The sequence below is a fragment of the Mammaliicoccus sp. K-M42 genome (genome assembly GCF_022386375.1).
Classification (GTDB): Bacteria; Bacillota; Bacilli; order Staphylococcales; family Staphylococcaceae; genus Mammaliicoccus; species Mammaliicoccus fleurettii.
The window spans coordinates 179,502-199,688 of sequence record NZ_JAJNIS010000002.1 but is presented as its reverse complement, the minus strand read 5'-3'; the positions used below and the strand labels follow the sequence as shown (position 1 = coordinate 199,688).

General features: G+C 31.2%; 19 protein-coding genes and 2 pseudogenes. All 21 read left to right on the top strand.

The window, feature by feature from the left end; all coding sequences use genetic code 11:
• Window positions 1-95: 95 nt before the first annotated feature.
• The 21 genes and pseudogenes from rimP (at window position 96) to LQ668_RS02260 (ending at window position 20,087) form a co-directional block, all read left to right on the top strand.
• On the top strand, window positions 96-563 hold the full coding sequence (rimP, locus tag LQ668_RS02360; protein WP_078356154.1) for a ribosome maturation factor RimP: 468 nt from the start codon (window positions 96-98) through the stop codon (window positions 561-563).
• Window positions 564-581: 18 nt separating this feature from the next.
• Window positions 582-1,649 (top strand): transcription termination factor NusA, encoded by a 1,068-nt coding sequence (gene nusA / locus LQ668_RS02355; protein ID WP_078356155.1) that lies wholly within the window; start codon window positions 582-584, stop codon window positions 1,647-1,649.
• A 16-nt stretch (window positions 1,650-1,665) separates the two neighbouring features.
• Window positions 1,666-1,950 carry an RNase P modulator RnpM gene (gene rnpM / locus LQ668_RS02350; RefSeq protein ID WP_078356156.1) on the top strand — a complete coding sequence of 95 codons (285 nt, stop codon included), beginning with the start codon at window positions 1,666-1,668 and terminating at the stop codon, window positions 1,948-1,950.
• A complete protein-coding gene (locus LQ668_RS02345) occupies window positions 1,947-2,273 on the top strand; it encodes a ribosomal L7Ae/L30e/S12e/Gadd45 family protein (protein WP_078356157.1) in 327 nt (108 codons plus the stop codon). The genes rnpM and LQ668_RS02345 overlap by 4 nt, the downstream gene beginning before the upstream one ends.
• 4 nt (window positions 2,274-2,277) lie before the next feature.
• Window positions 2,278-4,377 (top strand): translation initiation factor IF-2, encoded by a 2,100-nt coding sequence (gene infB, locus LQ668_RS02340; protein ID WP_239775887.1) that lies wholly within the window; start codon window positions 2,278-2,280, stop codon window positions 4,375-4,377.
• Between the two features lie 167 nt (window positions 4,378-4,544).
• A pseudogene (locus LQ668_RS02335) lies at window positions 4,545-4,866 on the top strand (ArsR/SmtB family transcription factor).
• Window positions 4,863-6,151 (top strand): annotated as a pseudogene (gene arsB / locus LQ668_RS02330) (arsenite efflux transporter membrane subunit ArsB). Before LQ668_RS02335 ends, arsB begins: the two co-directional pseudogenes overlap by 4 nt.
• Before the next feature lie 20 nt (window positions 6,152-6,171).
• Window positions 6,172-6,579, top strand: a complete 408-nt coding sequence (gene arsC / locus LQ668_RS02325; protein ID WP_115337527.1) for an arsenate reductase (thioredoxin) — start codon at window positions 6,172-6,174, stop codon at window positions 6,577-6,579.
• Between the two features lie 87 nt (window positions 6,580-6,666).
• Window positions 6,667-7,233, top strand: coding sequence for a dihydrofolate reductase family protein (locus LQ668_RS02320; RefSeq protein ID WP_239775886.1), 567 nt, complete (start codon window positions 6,667-6,669; stop codon window positions 7,231-7,233).
• A gap of 77 nt (window positions 7,234-7,310) precedes the next feature.
• Window positions 7,311-8,300: an alpha/beta hydrolase fold domain-containing protein gene (locus tag LQ668_RS02315; RefSeq protein WP_239775885.1), complete on the top strand. Its 990-nt coding sequence runs from the start codon at window positions 7,311-7,313 to the stop codon at window positions 8,298-8,300.
• 138 nt (window positions 8,301-8,438) lie between these two features.
• Window positions 8,439-8,783, top strand: a complete 345-nt coding sequence (gene rbfA, locus LQ668_RS02310; protein WP_078356164.1) for a 30S ribosome-binding factor RbfA — start codon at window positions 8,439-8,441, stop codon at window positions 8,781-8,783.
• A 207-nt stretch (window positions 8,784-8,990) separates the two neighbouring features.
• Window positions 8,991-10,175, top strand: a complete 1,185-nt coding sequence (locus LQ668_RS02305) for a glycerate kinase family protein (RefSeq protein ID WP_115337524.1) — start codon at window positions 8,991-8,993, stop codon at window positions 10,173-10,175.
• On the top strand, window positions 10,172-11,551 hold the full coding sequence (locus tag LQ668_RS02300) for an SLC13 family permease (RefSeq protein ID WP_115337523.1): 1,380 nt from the start codon (window positions 10,172-10,174) through the stop codon (window positions 11,549-11,551). The genes LQ668_RS02305 and LQ668_RS02300 overlap by 4 nt, the downstream gene beginning before the upstream one ends.
• 12 nt (window positions 11,552-11,563) lie before the next feature.
• Window positions 11,564-12,241, top strand: coding sequence for a response regulator transcription factor (locus LQ668_RS02295; RefSeq protein WP_078356167.1), 678 nt, complete (start codon window positions 11,564-11,566; stop codon window positions 12,239-12,241).
• A gap of 4 nt (window positions 12,242-12,245) precedes the next feature.
• Entirely contained in the window at window positions 12,246-13,598 is a 1,353-nt protein-coding gene (locus LQ668_RS02290) for a sensor histidine kinase (RefSeq protein WP_078356168.1), read from the top strand.
• 4 nt (window positions 13,599-13,602) lie between these two features.
• Window positions 13,603-14,226, top strand: a complete 624-nt coding sequence (locus tag LQ668_RS02285) for a hypothetical protein (RefSeq protein WP_239775884.1) — start codon at window positions 13,603-13,605, stop codon at window positions 14,224-14,226.
• A gap of 85 nt (window positions 14,227-14,311) precedes the next feature.
• A complete protein-coding gene (gene truB, locus LQ668_RS02280; RefSeq protein ID WP_275583884.1) occupies window positions 14,312-15,223 on the top strand; it encodes a tRNA pseudouridine(55) synthase TruB in 912 nt (303 codons plus the stop codon).
• Between the two features lie 12 nt (window positions 15,224-15,235).
• Window positions 15,236-16,189 (top strand): riboflavin biosynthesis protein RibF, encoded by a 954-nt coding sequence (ribF, locus tag LQ668_RS02275; protein WP_239775883.1) that lies wholly within the window; start codon window positions 15,236-15,238, stop codon window positions 16,187-16,189.
• A gap of 105 nt (window positions 16,190-16,294) precedes the next feature.
• On the top strand, window positions 16,295-16,564 hold the full coding sequence (rpsO, locus tag LQ668_RS02270; protein WP_078356172.1) for a 30S ribosomal protein S15: 270 nt from the start codon (window positions 16,295-16,297) through the stop codon (window positions 16,562-16,564).
• A 121-nt stretch (window positions 16,565-16,685) separates the two neighbouring features.
• The gene (pnp, locus tag LQ668_RS02265; RefSeq protein WP_107510130.1) at window positions 16,686-18,800 is read left to right on the top strand and encodes a polyribonucleotide nucleotidyltransferase; all 2,115 of its coding nucleotides are present in this window, start codon (window positions 16,686-16,688) and stop codon (window positions 18,798-18,800) included.
• 69 nt (window positions 18,801-18,869) lie between these two features.
• Window positions 18,870-20,087, top strand: a complete 1,218-nt coding sequence (locus tag LQ668_RS02260) for a M16 family metallopeptidase (protein ID WP_239775882.1) — start codon at window positions 18,870-18,872, stop codon at window positions 20,085-20,087.
• Window positions 20,088-20,187: the final 100 nt, after the last annotated feature.

Here is a 20,187-nt window from a genome sequence, read left to right as displayed (position 1 = left end):
ATGTGATATACTATTATTGCTTAAAATAATACTCTGACGTTGAAAGAGTGGGACATTTCCCGCTCTTTTCTGTTTGTATTAAGAGGGAGGTCATTATGAGTAAAGTTGCAGCAAACGTTGAGGAAATCATTCAACCAATACTTGAAGAATTAAATTATGAACTTGTAGATGTCGAATATGTTAAAGAAGGACCAGACTATTATCTACGTATTGCAATTGATAAAGACGGTGGCGTTGATTTAAACGACTGCACAATTGCCTCTGAAAAGATTAGTGAAGTTATGGACAAAGAAGATCCAATTAAAGAACCGTATTTCATGGATGTATCATCTCCAGGAGCGGAACGTCCATTAAAAAAAGAAAAAGACTATCTGAATGCAATTGATCAACCTGTATTTATTTCATTATATGAACCTATTGAAGGGGATAAAGAATGGTTAGGTGTTTTAAAAGAAGTTACTGAAGAATCGATTTTGCTTGAAGTGAAAATAAAAACAAGAACTAAAAATGTCACGTTGCCTCGCAAAAAAATAGCAAAAGCACGTCGATCAGTAATTTTATAATATAAAGGAGGATACATTGTGAAAGGTAATGAATTATTACTTGCAATTGAATACCTTGAGAAGGAAAAAAGAATACCACGTGAGGTATTAATAGATGCAATTGAAGCAGCATTGATTACTGCTTATAAAAAAAATTATGACAGTGCTAAAAATGTTAGAATAGAATTAAATCTTGACGAAGGAACTTATAGAGTTATTTCTAGAAAAGACGTTGTCGAAGATGTTGAAGATTATAGAGACCAAGTAGCTTTAGATACAGCTCTTTTAACGAACCCAGCATACGAAATTGGTGATGTCTTTGAAGAAGATGTTACACCTAAAGATTTTGGCCGTGTTGGTGCACAAGCTGCTAAACAAGCAGTAATGCAACGTTTAAGAGACGCAGAACGAGGCATTCTTTATGATGAATTTATTGATAAAGAAGATGATATCGTAACAGGTGTTATTGATAGAGTCGATCATCGTTATGTATATGTTAATTTAGGTCGTACTGAAGCAGTTCTTTCAGAAGCTGAAAGAAGTCCAAATGAACAATACTTACCAAATGAACGTATTAAAGTTTATGTAAATAAAGTTGAGCAAACTACTAAAGGACCTCAAATCTTTGTTTCACGTACACATCCTGGCTTATTAAAACGTTTGTTTGAGCAAGAAGTACCTGAAATTTATGATGGTACAGTTATTGTTAAATCAGTAGCACGTGAAGCGGGTGACCGTTCTAAAATAAGTGTTACTTCTGAAAACGGAGATATCGATGCAGTTGGTGCTTGTGTTGGTGCTAAAGGTGTTCGTGTTGAAGCTGTAGTTAATGAACTAGGCGGAGAAAAAATCGATATTGTCGAATGGGATGAAGATCCAAAAGTATTTGTAAGAAATGCATTGAGCCCTTCTCAAGTTGTAGAAGTTATTGTTGATGAAGCTAATCAATCAACTACTGTAGTTGTACCAGATTATCAATTGTCATTAGCGATTGGTAAACGTGGTCAAAATGCTCGTCTTGCAGCAAAATTAACTGGTTGGAAGATTGACATCAAATCAGAAACTGATGCAAAAGAAGCAGGCATTATTTCAACTGAAGAATCATAAGGTAGGTGCTTTTATCATGAAACAGAAAAAGATACCAATGCGTAAATGTATACTTTCAAATGAAATGAAACCAAAAAATGATATGATTCGAGTAGTTAAAAATAAAGCTGACGAAATTAAAGCTGACGCAACTGGTAAAGCACCAGGACGTGGCGCATATGTTTCTAAAGATCTAGACGTTGTTGAAACTGCACAGCAACAAGGTAAATTAGAACGATATTTCGGCAGCGATAAAGAAACACTCGAACCTGTATATAAAGAAATTATTCGTTTAATATATCGTGAGCGTATACCTAAATGAGTATAGATAAGAAAGACCAAATTTTGAACCTTCTCGGTCTAGCAACAAGAGCTAGAAAGATTAAAACAGGGGAAGAAATTGTTATAAGTGAAATGAGAAGAGGCAACGTAAAACTTGTCATACTATCAGAAGATGCTGCAGCAAATGTTACAAAAACAATAAAAAATAAATGTGCAACTTATCATGTAACACTTTTAACTTTTGCTACACGCTTTGAATTAGGCTACGCAATTGGAAAAGAAAGCAGAGTGGTGTTGGGCATAACTGACATTGGATTTAGCAAAAAGCTAAAAACGATGATTCATGATTTTCATGAGGAGTGAGTATATGAGTAAAAAAAGAATATATGAGTATGCAAAAGAAATCAATTTAAAGAGTAAAGATATAATTGATGAGTTAAAGAAAAATAATATAGAAGTATCAAATCACATGCAAGCATTAGAGGAGAACGACATTAAAATTTTAGATAAAGCATTCAAAAAGCAAGAAACAGCTAAAAAAGAACAACCAACTACTCACGCAAATACTAGCAAAACAAATAACAAACCAAACAACAACAAACCAAATAATAATCAACAAAAGAATAATAAAAATAAGAAGCAAAATAACAAAAAGCAAAATAATCAACAACAGCAACAACAACAACCTAAAGAAGTAGTTCAAGAATCACCATCTTTAATTACTTATGAAGAAGGCATCACTGTTGGTGAATTAGCTGATAAAATTAATAAAGATGCTTCTGAAATTATTAAAAAATTATTCTTACTTGGTGTAGTAGCTAATATTAACCAAGGTTTAGATACTGAAACAGTTGATTTGATCTGTGCTGATTATGAAATCGAAGCAGAGTTAGAAATTCATGTTGATGAAACTGACTTAGAAAATTACTTTGAAACTGAAGACGAAAATGATGAAAGTTTAATTGAAAGACCAGCAGTTGTTACAATCATGGGACACGTTGACCACGGTAAAACAACGCTATTAGACTCAATTCGTCATACTCGTGTAACAGCTGGAGAAGCTGGCGGTATTACTCAACATATTGGTGCTTATCAAATAGAAAATAATAACAAAAAAATTACTTTCTTAGATACTCCAGGACATGCTGCATTTACAACAATGAGAGCACGTGGAGCTCAAGTAACTGATATTACAGTACTTGTAGTAGCTGCTGATGATGGTGTTATGCCTCAAACAATTGAAGCGATTAACCATGCAAAAGCTGCTGAAGTACCTATTATTGTAGCTGTAAACAAAGTTGACAAACCAACAGCAAATCCTGATCGTGTTATGCAAGAATTAGGAGAGTATGGTTTATACCCTGAAGATTGGGGTGGCGATACAATCTTTGTTCAACTATCTGCAATTCAAGGTGATGGAATCGACGATTTACTAGAAATGATCGGACTTGTTTCTGAAGTCGAAGAATTAAAAGCCAAAACTGACCGTGCAGCAGTTGGTACAGTTATTGAAGCAGAGTTAGATAAATCACGTGGACCTGCAGCGTCTCTATTAGTACAAAATGGTACTTTAGAAGTTGGAGATTCATTAGTAGTAGGTAACACATATGGTCGTGTACGTGCTATGGTAAGTGATTTAGGTAAACGTATTAAAACAGCTGGCCCATCTACGCCTGTTGAAATTACTGGTTTACATGATGTACCTCAAGCTGGAGATCGTTTTGTAGTATTTAAAAACGAAAAAGAAGCTCGTCAAATCGGTGAAAGACGTCAACAAGAAAATATTCTAAAACAACGTCAAGATAGTAAGAGTGTTTCTTTAGATAACTTGTTTGAACAAATGAAACAAGGTGAAATGAAAGACTTAAATATTATTATTAAAGGTGATGTACAAGGTTCAGTAGAAGCTTTAGCAGCATCATTAATGAAAATTGATGTAGAAGGTGTTAACGTACGTATAATTCATACAGCAGTTGGTGCTATCAATGCATCAGACGTTACACTTGCAGCAGCATCAAACGGTATAATAATTGGATTTAACGTAAGACCTGATGCAGGTGCAAAACGTGCCGCTGAAGAAGAAAACGTAGATATGAGATTACACCGTATTATTTATAAAGTAATCGAAGAAATTGAATCAGCAATGAAAGGATTATTAGATCCTGAATATGAAGAACAAGTAATTGGACAAGCAGAAGTGCGTCAAACTTTCAAAGTATCTAAAGTAGGTACAATTGCAGGTAGTTACGTAACTGAAGGTAAAATTACGAGAGATTCAAGTGTCCGTATAATACGTGACGGTATCGTTATCTTTGAAGGTGAATTAGATACATTAAAACGTTTCAAAGATGACGCTAAAGAAGTAGCAACAGGATACGAATGTGGTATCACAATTGAGAAATTCAACGATATTAAAGAAGGCGACATATTTGAAGCTTTCAAAATGGTTGAAATCGAAAGAAAATAATATTTAATATTAAGTTGAGGCTGAGACAATTAATTTGTCCCAGCCTCATTTTTTTATTGGATATGAGCTGAATCGCCCGATATCTCTGAAGTCTTCGTGCGTTTTGACTTGATTTTAATCTAAAATCTATATAGATGCTAATCTATTAAGAGGAATGGGGAGAGTTTATGGATTATAAAGCACTATCAACATTATTAAAGACAATATCTGACTCAAATCGTTTAGAAATTATAGATTTACTATCATGTGGTGAACTTTGTGCTTGTGATTTATTAGAACATTTTCAGTTTTCTTAACCAACTTTAAGCCATCATATGAAGTCTCTTGTTAACAGTAATTTGATCTTTACTAGAAAAGAAGGTAATAAAAGAATGTATCGCTTAAATACAGAATTATTTAATGAATTAAACAATCAACTTCAAAGCTATTTATCACAATAGTGAATCTTGTATTTGTAACTCTATGGAGCCAGGAGTGTGCAAAGCATGACTATATTAGCGATATTGATTTTTGTAATAACTCTAATATTTGTTATATGGCAACCTAAAGGTTTGGATATCGGTATAACAGCACTAATAGGAGCTATCATCTCCATTATAACGGGAGTGGTTAGTTTTTCTGATGTAATAGAAGTGACCGGCATTGTATGGAATGCAACATTAACATTTGTGGCAGTTATTCTAATTTCTCTTATTCTAGATGAAATTGGCTTCTTTGAATGGTCAGCTATACATATGGTAAAAGCATCTAATGGTAATGGATTGAAAATGTTTATATATATTATGTTATTAGGTTCTGTTGTTGCAGCATTTTTCGCTAACGATGGGGCTGCACTTATATTAACACCGATTGTATTAGCGATGGTCCGTAATTTAGAGTTTAATAAAAAGATTATATTCCCGTTTATCATTGCGAGTGGATTTATAGCAGATACGACTTCACTACCATTAATCGTAAGTAATTTAGTTAATATCGTTTCAGCCGATTATTTTAATATTGGCTTTGTAGAATACTTCACGCGTATGATTATTCCTAACATATTTTCTTTAGTTGCAAGTATTCTTGTATTATGGTTGTTGTTCAAATCATCAATTCCAAGAACTTTTGATGCAAGTCATATTAAAAATCCTAGAACTGCAATTAAAGATGAAAGACTCTTTTATATTTCTTGGGTAGTGTTAGCGATATTATTAATAGGATATTTAATTAGCGAATTTGTTCATATACCTGTATCGATTATTGCTGGTATAATTGCAATAATATTTATATTACTTGCACGAAAATCAAAAGCTGTAAATACAAAAGCAGTAATTAAAGGTGCGCCATGGAATATTGTAATATTCTCAATAGGAATGTACCTCGTAGTGTTTGGACTTAAAACGCAGGTATTACAACAATCCTAGGAGATATCCTTACATCAATTTCTCAACATGGCCTGTTTGCAAGTATTATGGGAATGGGATTTATCGCAGCATTTCTATCGTCTATTATGAATAACATGCCCACCGTTCTAATTGATGCATTAGCAATAGATCAATCAAATGTAATTGGGACATTAAAAGAAGGCATGATATATGTTAATGTTATAGGTTCAGATTTAGGACCTAAAATAACACCTATAGGTTCATTAGCTACTTTGCTATGGTTACACGTACTTTCTCAAAAAGGCGTAAAAATACCATGGGGAAAATATTTTAAAACAGGTATAATCATTACAATCCCAGTACTATTTATTACATTATTAGGCTTATATATAACGTTGATAATATTTTAAAGAAAAATAGGCATTTATATTTGAATAAAAAAATAATTTACTTTATATGCACAGGTAATTCATGTAGAAGTCAAATTGCTGAAGGATGGGGTAAGCAATTACTAGGTGACGAATGGAATGTATATTCAGCTGGTATAGAAACACATGGCGTAAATCCAAAAGCAATAGATGCAATGAAAGAAGTTAACATTGATATTACTGACCAAACTTCTGATTTAATTCATACAAATATATTTAACCAAGCTGATTTAGTTGTGACTTTATGCAGTCATGCAGATCAAAACTGCACAACAATTCCAGCACATGTACAAAAAGAACATTGGGGTTTTGACGATCCAGCAGGAAAAGAATGGTCTGAATTCCAACGAGTTAGAGATGAAATAGGATTGAAAATCAAAATATTTAAAGAAGAAACGACAAATAAATAAACATAAAAATCTTCATATAATTGGATATATATGAAGGTTTTATTTTATCCTGTATGATGAGAGAAAGACCATTTGGGAGGTTAGACTATGATAGAAAAAGACAATAGTAGGAAAATTATTCTAGATTTAGCTGTTACGCTTGATGGATTTATAGAAGGTGAAAATGGTGAAATTGATTGGTGTATTATGGATCCTGAAATGAATTTCGATGATTTTCTAGATCAAATAGATACTATTTTCTATGGTAGAAAAAGTTATGAAATGTGGGGAGATTTTCAACCAAGTTTATCGGATTCTGAAGATGATAAAGCGATGTGGAGTAAGGTACATTCTAAAGAAAAATATGTCTTTTCCAAAAAGTTAAATTTTGATGATTATCATGTAAATATTATTAGAGATGATATTGTTACAAGGGTAAATGAAATAAAAAGAGTACCTGGAAAAGATATTTGGTTGTACGGTGGATCAAGCTTAATTACATCATTTGTAAATTACGGCTTAGTTGATGAATTTAGATTATCAGTACATCCCATCGTTCTCGGAAAAGGAAAACCGCTATTTATAGATATTGAAGATAGACAAGAACTAAAACTCATCAATACTAGAACATTTCATTCAGGTGTAATACAGTTGATTTATAGAAATGATGAATAACAAAATGTAATTTCTTATGTGTACTTCTACCAAAAAACGGGAATATATTTGTATTAAGAAATATGGGGTAGATAGATATGAAAACATTATTTAAAGGTGTAGCTACTGTCGGAGGTACTTTAGCACTTAGCCAAGTTGTAATCAAGAAACTTTCTAAAAGAAGTATGAGAAGTCAAATTGCTGAATGGATTATTGCTTCAAAAACGCAACGTCCTAGTTATGACGATTATGATTCTAAATGTGATTTTGTTAATGCGTTGTATAAAGTTAATAAGGAAGAATATCAACTTCCTAAAATGTATAAGCCAAAGACTGAAATGGATGATTATTTTATTGATGAAATGAAAGTAATTAATTATAATGTGAAAGCAAAATCAAATATTGGTATATTATACCTACATGGTGCTGCATATATTCATCAACCGTCTATTTTTCATCATTATTTTTTAGAAGAATTAGTGACGAAAGTAGATGCTACTGTTGAGTTGCCAATATATCCTAAAGCTCCAAATGAAATGTTTTTAAGGTCTTATGAACTTATTATTGATTTGTATCGTAGAATGATTGAAACCTACGATGACATAGTGATAATTGGTGATTCTGCTGGTGGTGGATTAGCGACAGGTTTAGTTCAGTTATTGAAAGAACAAGAGATTAAACAACCGCTTCATGTCTTTTTAATTTCTCCATGGATTGATATTAATATGGATAATGAAAATATTACTGAATTCCTTCAAGAAAGTGATCCAATGTTAACAGTTGAATCATTAAAATTTGTCGGTGAATTATGGAGTGGACATACTGATAAAAAACATCATCTATTATCACCAACTTATGGAGACTTGCAAGATTTACCACCAATTACATTATTCGTAGGTTCTAGAGAAATTTTATTACCGGATATTCAATTGTTTAATGACAAGTTACAAGCATTTAATAATAACGTGGCATATCATGAGTATATAAATCAAAATCATGTGTTTCCATTAGAGCCTATACCAGAAGCTAAAGAAGCAAGAAGTATTATTTATAATACGATCAATGCTTATAAAGATAAGAAGGATTAATGATGTTTAAATAATGTCGCATTTATCATAATATTTAAACTACCTAAACTTTGATATGATTGTCTTTTTAAGCCAACAAGCATGTGTTATAATTTAATAATGTATAAATAGAGATTTGAATATTAAGAGGTGAAAGAAATGAGTATTCGTTCTGAACGCGTTGGCGAACAAATGAAAAAAGAATTAATGGATATTATAAACAATAAACTTAAAGATCCAAGAGTTGGATTTTTAACGATTACAGATGTAGAACTTCCTGGTGATTTATCTCATGCTACTGTTTATTTAACAGTATTAGGAACAGATAAAGAAAAAGAAGATACATTTAAAGGTTTAGAAAAAGGTAAAGGTTTCATTAAATCTGAGATTGGAAGTCGTATGAAATTACGTATTCTACCTGAATTACATTTTAAATATGATGAATCAATCGATTATGGTAATAAGATAGAACGTATGATTCAAGATTTAAATCGTAATGACTAAAGTTTGAATATTTGATTGAATTTATATGTAGTGGACCAATCATCTACTGCAAATAGAATAAAGCGAAGCTAAGACAATTAATTTGTCCTAGCTTCGTTTTTTCTTTTTAATCAAGTTTTAATTTTTCTCTAATTATTTATGAACTTTGCAAAGGTATAGTTAAATCAAGTTAAAAAATAGCAAAGAATAAATAAGGGGGAAATAAAAATGAGAATTGTTGTTGTACCTTCAGGATTTAAAGAAAGTTTAAGTGCAGAGGAAGTGGGTCATTCAATTACAAAGGGTATAAAAAAAGTAGATTCTTCACATCAAGTAACAACTATTCCGATGGTAGATGGCGGTGAAGGTTTTGTAGATACGATTATAAAATTGAAAGAAGGAAGCAAAATCAAGACTCATGTGATGGGGCCAGTTGGTATACCTACAGAATCTTTTTTTGGAATTTTTGTAGAAAATGGTATTAAAACAGCAGTGATAGAAATGGCAGCAATTGCAGGGTTAAGACAAGTACCTAAGGATATGAGAAATCCAATAAATACAACTACATTTGGCGTAGGTGAAACTATAATTAAAGCATTAGATAGCGGTGCTGAACGAATTTTAATTGGATGTGGGGATTCAGGAACTTCTGATGGTGGCGTTGGGATGGCGCAAGCATTAGGTGTTAAATTCTTAAATAAACACGGTAATGAAATATTCATAAATGGCGGCGGTGAAATCGATCGAATTCATGGTGTTGATATGAGATATATAGATGCTAGAATTCACTTAGTAAATATAGATGTAGCAGTAAATTGGACAAATTTATTATGTGGTAATAAAGGAGTAGCAAGAGTGTATGGGCCACAAAAAGGTGCATCTCCTCGTGATGTTGAAAAGTTGTCTAATAATCTAGAACACCTTGCAAGACTCATAAAAAGCTTTAAAAACAAGGATGTTTCATTAATGAGTGGTGGTGGTGCTTCGGGTGGTTTAGGTGCTGGATTATATGGATTTCTTAATGCGCGTTTATACCCTAGATTTGAAATCATCATGAAGTATATTGAAATTTCTGATGCTATAAAAAATGCAGATTTAGTAATTACTGCAGAAGGATGTATTGACTTTCAAACACCTAATGGAAAAATTCCATCAGAAGTTGCGAGAATAGCAAAAATACATGGAAAACCTGTCATCGCATTTGCAGGTACAATCGGGCATAATGCAAAGATAAATTATCAAAGTGGTATTGATGCGTTTAGTAGTATTATTCCGGAACCAACGACATTAGAAAATTCAATTTTAGACGCAGATAAATGGTTAGAAAATTGTTCTGAAAATGCATTGAGACATATTTTGATTGGTATAAATTTAGGCAATCAAATGTATAAAATAAAAGATGCTGTACAATGAGTAATAAACAATTAATATATCTGTGTATTTATTTTGTGTTTTCTATAATAGTATTTTTAAGTACTGATTTACCTTATTTAGGACAACTTAGTTTAATAGTATTTGTATTATCTTTAGGATTGTTTCTATTAACGAACATGCCTGCAGGACTTTCTGCATTTATGGCATTAATAATAGGTATTGTACTTGGATTACCAGAAAAAGTATTATTTGAATCTTTAAATGAACAAGTTGTGTGGCTCATGATTGGGGCATTTATTATTGGAGCTGCTGTTGAGAAAAGTGGTTTGTTAGATAGATTAATTTATTGGATAAATGATAAATGTCGTACAAAAAATAAAATGAATTTATTTCTATTTATAATAGTTCAAGTAATATCAATATTGGTTCCATCGACTTCTGGGAGAGCTGCAGCTATGTTGCCTATATATAAAGCTTTTGCTATTAGATTTCAAGACAATCAAAAATATTTTGCATTATTGATACCTGTACTTATTTTAATGGGTGCAAACCTGACATTAATAGGTGCTGGTAGTCATATTGTAGGTATTGGATTGTTAAAAGGTCAAACAAATGAAAATATTTCTTATGTTGAATTTCTTTTATGGGGTGGGCCTTTTGGCATCATGATAGGCATTATAAGCTTAATTATTATAAATAAAATGAATTTTAATACAAATGAAATCAATACCCAAACAACTTTAAACTATTTAAAAAGAAATCGTTCAGCATTTAGTGTTAAAGAGCAAAAGACTTTGTTATATTTGTTAATTACTATTAGTTTGTGGATAACAGAATCAATACATGGATTTGATATTGCATTTATAACAATTGTTATGAGTATTGTTATAGTAACGCCTAATGTAGGTGTCATATCATGGAAAGAAGGATTACAAAGTATTTCATGGAGTTTAATATTTTTTGTAGCTGGAGCAACATCACTTGGAAAATTACTCGTTTCATATAAAGTTGTTCAATATATACAAGAACATTTATTTGGTTATCTATCTCGATTCGAAAATATAAATGTACAAGTTATATTATTGATTATTGTTATAATAACTGTAACGTCACATTTATATGTAACAAGTCATACTACTAGAGCTGTCGTGTTTGTTCCATTATTTTTATTGTTTAGTGATATGTTTAATTTAAATCCAGTTGCGGTCGTTTTTATAACTTTGATTGGAACTAACTATTGTGTTACTTTTCCAGTAAGTTCGAAAGCACTACTTTTATTTTATGAGCAAGAAAATAAGCCTTTTGAAAATAAAGATTTAGCAAAAATTAGCAGTATTTTGATGCCAATATATATGTTAATGATGATTGCATGTTATTATTTTTGGTGGCAATTTACTGGCTTATCGCTTAGATAAAGGAGTACTAAAATGAAAAAAATATTAATAGTCGAAGATGAAGTGAAAATTGCAAGAGTTATACAAATAGAGTTAGAGTATGCAAATTACGAAATTAGTATTGCGAATACTGGTAAGCGAGCTTTAGATTTATTTGAATCAAAAGACTTTGACCTAGTCTTATTAGACGTTATGATTCCTGAATTAAACGGGTTAGAGGTTCTGAGAAGGATTCGAGAAGTAGATAATAACATTAAAATAATTATGTTAACTGCAAGAGATGCAGTTATGGATAAAGTAAGTGGCTTAGATTCTGGGGCAAATGATTATATGACAAAACCATTTGAAATAGAAGAACTGCTAGCTAGAATTAGAGTTCATTTAAAACAAAATAATGAAGTCACAAATGAGAATAATAGTGAAATTCACTTTAAACATATAGTTATTCATCCATTAAGTCGAGAAGTATACATGGATAAAGTATTAATAAACTTAACGCAGAAAGAATATGATTTATTGTTATATTTTGTTGAGAATAAAAACCAAGCCTTGACTAGAGAACAGATTATTGAAAAAGTTTGGGGATACGAATATTATGGTGATACAAATGTCATCGATGTTTATGTAAGATATTTAAGAAAAAAACTAGATCAAAATGAAATATCCTTAATATCTAGCGTAAGAGGTATTGGATATATGATAAAGGATTAAATCAATGAAACTTGGGACGAAAATACAACTCTATACCACTGTTATGATAGTTATTGTTGTTATTTGCATTAATTTATTTGTTTACTTTGTCTACCAAAAGATTTCACTAGAATCTGAAGTGACTCAGTTAGAAAGCAGGGGAATAAATATAATGAAAGAATTCCAAAACACTTCAGATAGTGATGTAAATACGGAGGCAGTTCTTCAATCTTATTTACTCTCAGATGGATATATTACTGTAGTAAATCCAAAAAATAAAAATATTGTGCAAATATCAACTGATATTAAATATAAGAATTTAGCAGAATCATACAAAAATAGACAATATAAAAAAGTGGTTGATAAAAATGGAAATCATTTTGCAATGGTATCTTTACCGATTATTTTGAAAAATGGTGAAGTAAATAATCTTCAAATATTTGAAAATATTGATTTTAAGTACGAAACTTTTTCAATATTAAAGTGGATATTAATTGTTTCAACATTCATTATACTAATCGTGATATTTCTATTGAATCGAATCATTACGCAAATTATTTTGAAGCCTATCAATGAGCTTATTGAACAAATGAATAAAACGAGAGAAACAAAACATTACAGTAAAATAAATATAAATAATAACGATATGAAAGAATTGAAAGAACTTTCAAATACTTTCAATGAAATGATGCTTAATTTAAAAGACCATGACGAAAAGCAACAAGCATTTATACTTAATGCTTCTCATGAATTAAAAACGCCAATTACTGTTATGACTTCTTATAGCGAAATGTTAAAAAGATTTGGCAAAACAAGACCCGATTTATTAGATGAGGGAATAGATACAATAAATGAAGAAGCTAAAAGGTTAAAATATTTAACTGAACAAATGTTAGATTTGGCTAAAATAGAACGTACATTTCATGATATTGTTTTTTCAAATGTTGATATTGTTTCACAAGTTTCGAATTTAACTAAAAAACTTTCACAAGTATATAAAAGAAAAATTAATGTACACACAAATGAAAATGTTTTAATTGGTAAAATTAATAAAGAAAGTTTTAATCAGTTAATAACAATTTTCTTAGATAATGCGTACAAATATAGTCAATCAGAAATAGATCTATTTTTAATAAGTAAAAATAAATATATAGAAATTAAAATTAAAGATTATGGTCCTGGTATCCCTGAAGAAGATATTGATAAAATATTCACGAGGTTTTATAGAATTGATAAAGCGAGATCTCGCCAGTCTGGTGGATCTGGATTAGGTTTATCCATAGCAAAAGAACTGGCATCTAAAAACCAAATCGATATACAAGTTAATAGTAAATTAGGTATTGGATCAGAATTTATTTTAAAAGTGAGAAAGGTGTGAAAATGTGAAAAAACTAATTAAGCCTGTTCTTATCGTTATTGTGGCAATACTTCTAATTACTTTAATTACTATTATTTATTTCAGGTCAACAGAACAATTGATGGATAAAAATCATGCGAAAACTTTGGTGTCAGAAAGGTATAAAGGCGAGTTAATTAAATTAACTCAATCTAAGGATGATCGAATGTTTTATGTAGTGATTAAAGATAAAGATAAAAATTATAGTTTAGAAATTGATAGAAAAGATGAAACAATTAAAAATGTTACATCACAATCAATTTCTAAACAAGTCGCAAAAAAGCAGAAACCTAAAAAAGAAAAAGAGAAGCAAACATTTATAACTGAAAAAAGAGCTAAACAGATTGTTATGAATGAAGTTGGTGGAACATTTGTAGATATTAAAAAAAACGAGAAATCTAAACCAGCTACTTATACAGTCACTCAGCATGTAGATCATGATGAAGGTGCAATGGTTTCTGTTAATGCGTTAAATGGTAAGGTTAATTCAGTATCTTGGTTTAATATAGAACGCCCTCAAACTGACTATAATGAGGAAAATGCTAAGAAAGAACAGTATTATTATGAAGATGATGATGACTATGATAATGATGACTACGAAGACGATTAAAGTAGATTATCAGTTATTTCTTCTTTTTAATTGCATTTTCATGTAAACTTATATTGAAATGAAGCATGTTTTGGAGGTCGTAAAGTTGGATGGCATATTAGCAATTCATAAAGAAGTAGGCATGACAAGCCATGATGTTGTGTTTAAACTTCGTAAAATATTAAAGACAAAAAAAGTTGGTCATACGGGAACATTGGATCCGGAAGTGAGTGGTGTATTACCTATCTGTATTGGTAAAGCAACACGTGTAAGTGACTATGTTATGGAAAGTGGCAAAAAATATAAAGCAGAAGTTACGATTGGGTTTAGTACGACTACTGAAGATCAAACAGGTGAATTAGTAGAACAGAAAATTGTAAATGAGCATACATGGAGTACCGAAGATATAAGATCTACATTGAATAAATTAGTTGGTGAGATTGAACAAATACCACCTATGTACTCTGCTGTGAAAGTAAACGGCAAAAAATTATATGAATACGCACGACAAAATATTGAAGTTGAAAGACCTGTTCGTAAAGTCTTTATTAATAGCATAGAACTAACTTCAGAAATTTCATATGTTGACCAAATCTGCAAATTTGAAATCGAAGTAGAATGTGGTAAAGGGACTTATATTAGAACTTTAGCAACCCAAGTGGGTGAGTTATTAGGCTTTCCAGCACATATGTCTCATTTGATCAGATTAAAAAGTGGTGGATTTTCACTCGACCAAGCTGTTAAATTGGATGATTTAAAAGAAATAGTTGAGCAAGATAAGTTACAAAATGTGCTTCTTCCATTAGAATATGGATTGAATGGTTTAGAAAAAATAACGATAAACGATGAAGACATCGTTAAAAGAATTCAAAACGGACAAAAAATAGAAAAACATTTAATAGACGAACATAAACATGATGGTATATTTGTTGTTTGGTATGAAGAAAAAGCCATAGCTATAATGGATACATACGAAAAAAACAGTGCATTATATAAGCCGAAAAAAGTTTTTCTTTAAAGGAGTATTTTGATGGAAGTTATAGAAATTACACACCCAATAAAATCAACACAATTTGTAAATGAAAATATTGCTTTAGCAATAGGATTTTTTGATGGCATACATTTAGGGCATCAAAAAGTACTTCAAAAAATGATTAAAGTAGCTAAAGAACAACATTTAAAGAAAGCAGTTATGACATTTGATCCACACCCTTCAGTAGTATTAAATCCCGAGAAGAAGCGAACAACTTATTTAACACCTATTGCTGACAAAATAGAATCAATAGAAAAATTAGGCGTCGATTATTGTTTCGTAGTAAACTTTTCTTCAACTTTTGCAAATGTATCTGCAGATGATTTTATAGATCAGTATTTCATACAAAATCATGTGAAAGCTGTTATTGCAGGATATGATTTTAGTTTTGGTAAATATGGAAAAGGTAATATGTCTTCTTTACAAGAGAATGATTATCCTTTTAGCGTACATGTAGTATCTAAACAAACTTTGCAAGACGATGATAAAATTTCTACAACGGATATAAGAGCTTCACTTGAACTTGGTGAAATTGAAGCATGTAATTTGGCACTTGGTAGACCTTATGTTATTAAAGGAATGGTTGTACAAGGTGAAAAAAGAGGTAGAACAATTGGATTTCCAACGGCTAATGTAGAACCAGTTGATGATTACGTTTTACCTAGAAAAGGTGTATACGCAGTTACTATACTCATTAAATCTAGAGATAAAACGTATAAAGGTGTATGTAATGTTGGTGTTAAACCGACATTCCATGACCCTTCTGTTTCTCAAATAAGCATTGAAGTAAATATATTTGATTTTGATGAAAGTATTTACGGAGAGCGTGTTGAAGTTTATTGGCATCACTTTATTCGACCAGAACAAAAGTTTGATGGAATTGATGCACTCGTAAGTCAAATCACAAAAGATAAAGAAGAAGCGAAATCGTTATTATTGCTTGAAAGATAATATGCTTTTATGTATAATAGTTTAAGTGCCTATTCCTTGGCTAATCGACACTCCGACGATTCGCTCAGGTTTACGGTGAATACAATAATAGGAGGGAAATTGACAATGGCAATTTCACAAGAAAGAAAAAACGAACTAATTAAAGAATACCGCGTACACGAAACAGATACGGGTTCTCCAGAAGTACAAATCGCAGTTTTAACTGAAGAAATTACTACTTTAAACGAACATTTACGTACACATAAGAAAGACCATCATTCACGTCGTGGATTATTAAAAATGGTTGGTCGTCGTAAACATTTATTAACATATTTACGTGACAATGATGTTCAACGTTACCGTGATTTAATTAAATCATTAGGATTACGTCGTTAATCACAATATCAATCGAAGGAAATCGATCAGATTTCTTTCGATTTTTTTTATAAATAAATATAAAAAATAAGTATATAATGGTATGATATAAGAGATTAATTGTATGAGAGGAGATTCATAAATGTCTCAAGAGAAAAAAGTCTTTAAGACAGAATGGGCAGGCAGTCCATTAATAATTGAAACAGGCCAATTAGCAAAACAAGCTAATGGTGCAGTATTAGTAAGATATGGGGATACAGTTGTATTATCAACAGCAACTGCATCTAAAGAACCTAGAAATGTAGACTTTTTCCCATTAATGGTAAATTACGAAGAAAAAATGTATGCAGCAGGTAAAATTCCTGGTGGATTTAATAAACGTGAAGGTAGACCTGGTGAAGATGCTACTTTAACAAGTCGATTAATTGATAGACCAATTAGACCTCTATTTCCTAAAGGCTATAAACATGATGTTCAAGTAATATCAATTGTCATGAGTGTAGATTCAAATTGTTCTCCAGAAATGGCAGCAATGATTGGTTCTTCAATGGCATTATCTGTTTCTGATATCCCATTTGAAAGACCTATTGCAGGTGTAAATGTAGGTTTAGTAGATGGTGAGTATGTTATAAATCCAAATGTAGAGCAAAAAGAAGTTTCTTTATTGGATTTACAAGTAGCAGGACATAAAGATGCAGTAAACATGGTTGAAGCAGGTGCTAAAGAAGTAACTGAAGAAATGATGTTAAATGGAATCTTGTTCGGACATAAAGAAATACAAAGACTTGTTGAATTCCAAGAAGCAATTATTGAAGAAATTCAACCTGTAAAAGCAGAATTTATTCCAGTAGAAATTGAAGCTTCATTTGAAGAGTCAGTTCGTACAAAAGCTGAAGCTTTAGACATAAACGCTGCAATAAGAACTGAAGAAAAACAACAACGTGATATTAATATATCTGCTGTTAAAGATGAAGTGCTTCAACATTTCGATAATGAAGAAGATCCTGATAACGAACAAGTTCTAAAGTCTGTAAGTAAAATTTTAGATACACTTGTTAAGGACGAAGTTCGTCGCTTAATTACAGAAGATAAAATTAGACCTGATGGACGTAATCCTGAAGAAATTAGACCATTAGCATCAGAGGTTGGTCTATTACCAAGAGCGCATGGCTCTGGATTGTTTACGCGTGGACAAACACAAGCATTTTCAGTTGCTACTTTAGGTGCGCTTGGAGAACATCAAATTATTGATGGACTTGGTACTGAAGAACAAAAACGTTACATGCATCACTATAATTTCCCTAACTTCTCAGTTGGTGAAACTGGCCCAGTAAGAGGACCAGGTCGTCGTGAAATTGGACACGGTGCATTAGGAGAACGTGCTTTATTACAAGTAATTCCAGATGAAAAAGAATTCCCTTATACAATAAGAGTTGTATCTGAAGTACTTGAATCTAATGGTTCATCTTCACAAGCTTCAATTTGTGGATCAACATTAGCATTAATGGATGCTGGTGTACCAATTAAAGCGCCAGTTGCAGGTATCGCAATGGGGTTAATTACTAAAGATGATAATTATACAATTTTATCAGATATTCAAGGTATGGAAGATGCCTTAGGTGATATGGACTTTAAAGTTGCAGGTACTGAAAAAGGTATTACTGCAATTCAAATGGATATCAAGATTGACGGTTTAAGTGAGCAAATTTTAAAAGAAGCACTTGAACAAGCTAGAATTGGTAGACTATATATCTTAAACCACATGTTAGAAACGTTAAGAGAGCCTAGAGAAGAATTAAGTCAATATGCTCCTAAAATAGAAATCATGCATATTAAATCAGCCAAAATAAGAGATGTTATTGGACCTGGAGGTAAAAAAATCAATGAAATCATTGATGAAACAGGTGTTAAATTAGACATTGAACAAGATGGTACAGTATTTATCGGGTCTAAAGATAAAGAAATGATTGATCGTGCACGTAAAATCATTGAAGATATCGTAAGAGAAGCGGAAGTCGGCGCTATTTATATGGGTACAGTTAAACGTATCGAGAAATTTGGTGCATTTGTTGAAATATTCCCAGGTAAAGATGCACTAGTTCATATCTCTCAATTTTCAAACGAAAGAGTTAACAAAGTTGAAGATGTAGCAAAAATTGGTGATCAATTCTTAGTGAAAGTTACTGAAATTGACCGTCAAGGACGTGTAAATGCTTCACGTAAAGTGTTATTGGATGAAGAAAAAGAACAAAAATAGTAATATAATTAAATAAATGCTTTAAATAGGGACATTCACGTGTCCCTATTTTTATTATGAGGTGATAGAATGACAGAATTAAAAACATTAAAAAATGGTACAACATTAATATTTGAAGATGTTCCTAATAGTGAAACAATTAGTATTGGTGTATATGTAAAGACTGGTACAGCTAATGAAGGAGATTATCCTGAAGGTATTGCCCATTTTATGGAACATATGCTTTTTAAAGGAAGTAAACAGTATTCAAGACAGCAATTATCAACTGAATTTGATAAAATTGGTGGATATAATAATGCATACACAACTAAGCTTTATACTTGTTACTTCTGTAAAACTTTAAAAAGATTTGAAAAAAAAGCAACAGATTTATTATTGGACATGGTTAAGAATCCTTTATTTATAGAAGAAGAAATTACGCGCGAGAAAAAAGTAATCCTTGAAGAAATTAAAATGATTGAAGATACACCTGAAGAATGGTTATTGGATAAATTAGAAAATGAAATCTATAAAGACCAACCATTAGGTAGAATGATTTTAGGTACACCACAAAGTGTTAATGAAATTGATAGAAAGACTTTAGTCGATTTTCATGAAAAATTTTATCAAAGTAATCGATTAATCGTTTCTGTTGCTGGTGCGTACAGTGAATCTTTAAAAGAAGAAATAATCGAACGATTAACAGATGAGCAGAGTATTGCTATTGATGAAGATCAACAAAAAATGCAGTTTATTGAAAAGAAAGAAACTTACTATAAAAATGAACTTGAACAAACGCACTTTATGAGAAGCTACGTCGCACCTAGCTATAATGATGAGCACTATTATTCTACTAATATATTAAATACAATATTAGGTGAAACGATGAGTTCAAAATTATTCCAAGTGCTTAGAGAAGAACACGGTCTTTGCTATAATGTTTATTCGGATTTCCAAAGCTTTACGAACGATGGCTTGTTGACAATCTATGTTGCAACAGATAAAGAGAACGTAGATGCTTCAAGCAAGTTGATTACAGAAGTTCTTGAAAACTTACTCAAAGATGGCATTACGCAAGAAGAACTAGACGATGCAAAAAGTCATATTATAACAAGTTTCTTAATGGCTTCTGAATCTAATCAAAATAAAATGACAAGAAATGCGCGTTCAATCATGTTTCATAACGAACTTATTTCAAACGATAAATTTGAAAAAGAAATCAATCAAATTCAGTTAAAAGATATTAAAACAGCTACAAAAATATTACTTGAAGCGTCTTATTCTGAATTTATACTTACAGAGAAATAATATATATCGTAATAAGAAGTAAAAATATTCTCTTCCTTTATTTTAATTATGTATAAGTCTGTTGTATGTGCTTGTGTAAACGATTATATAAATGGTATGA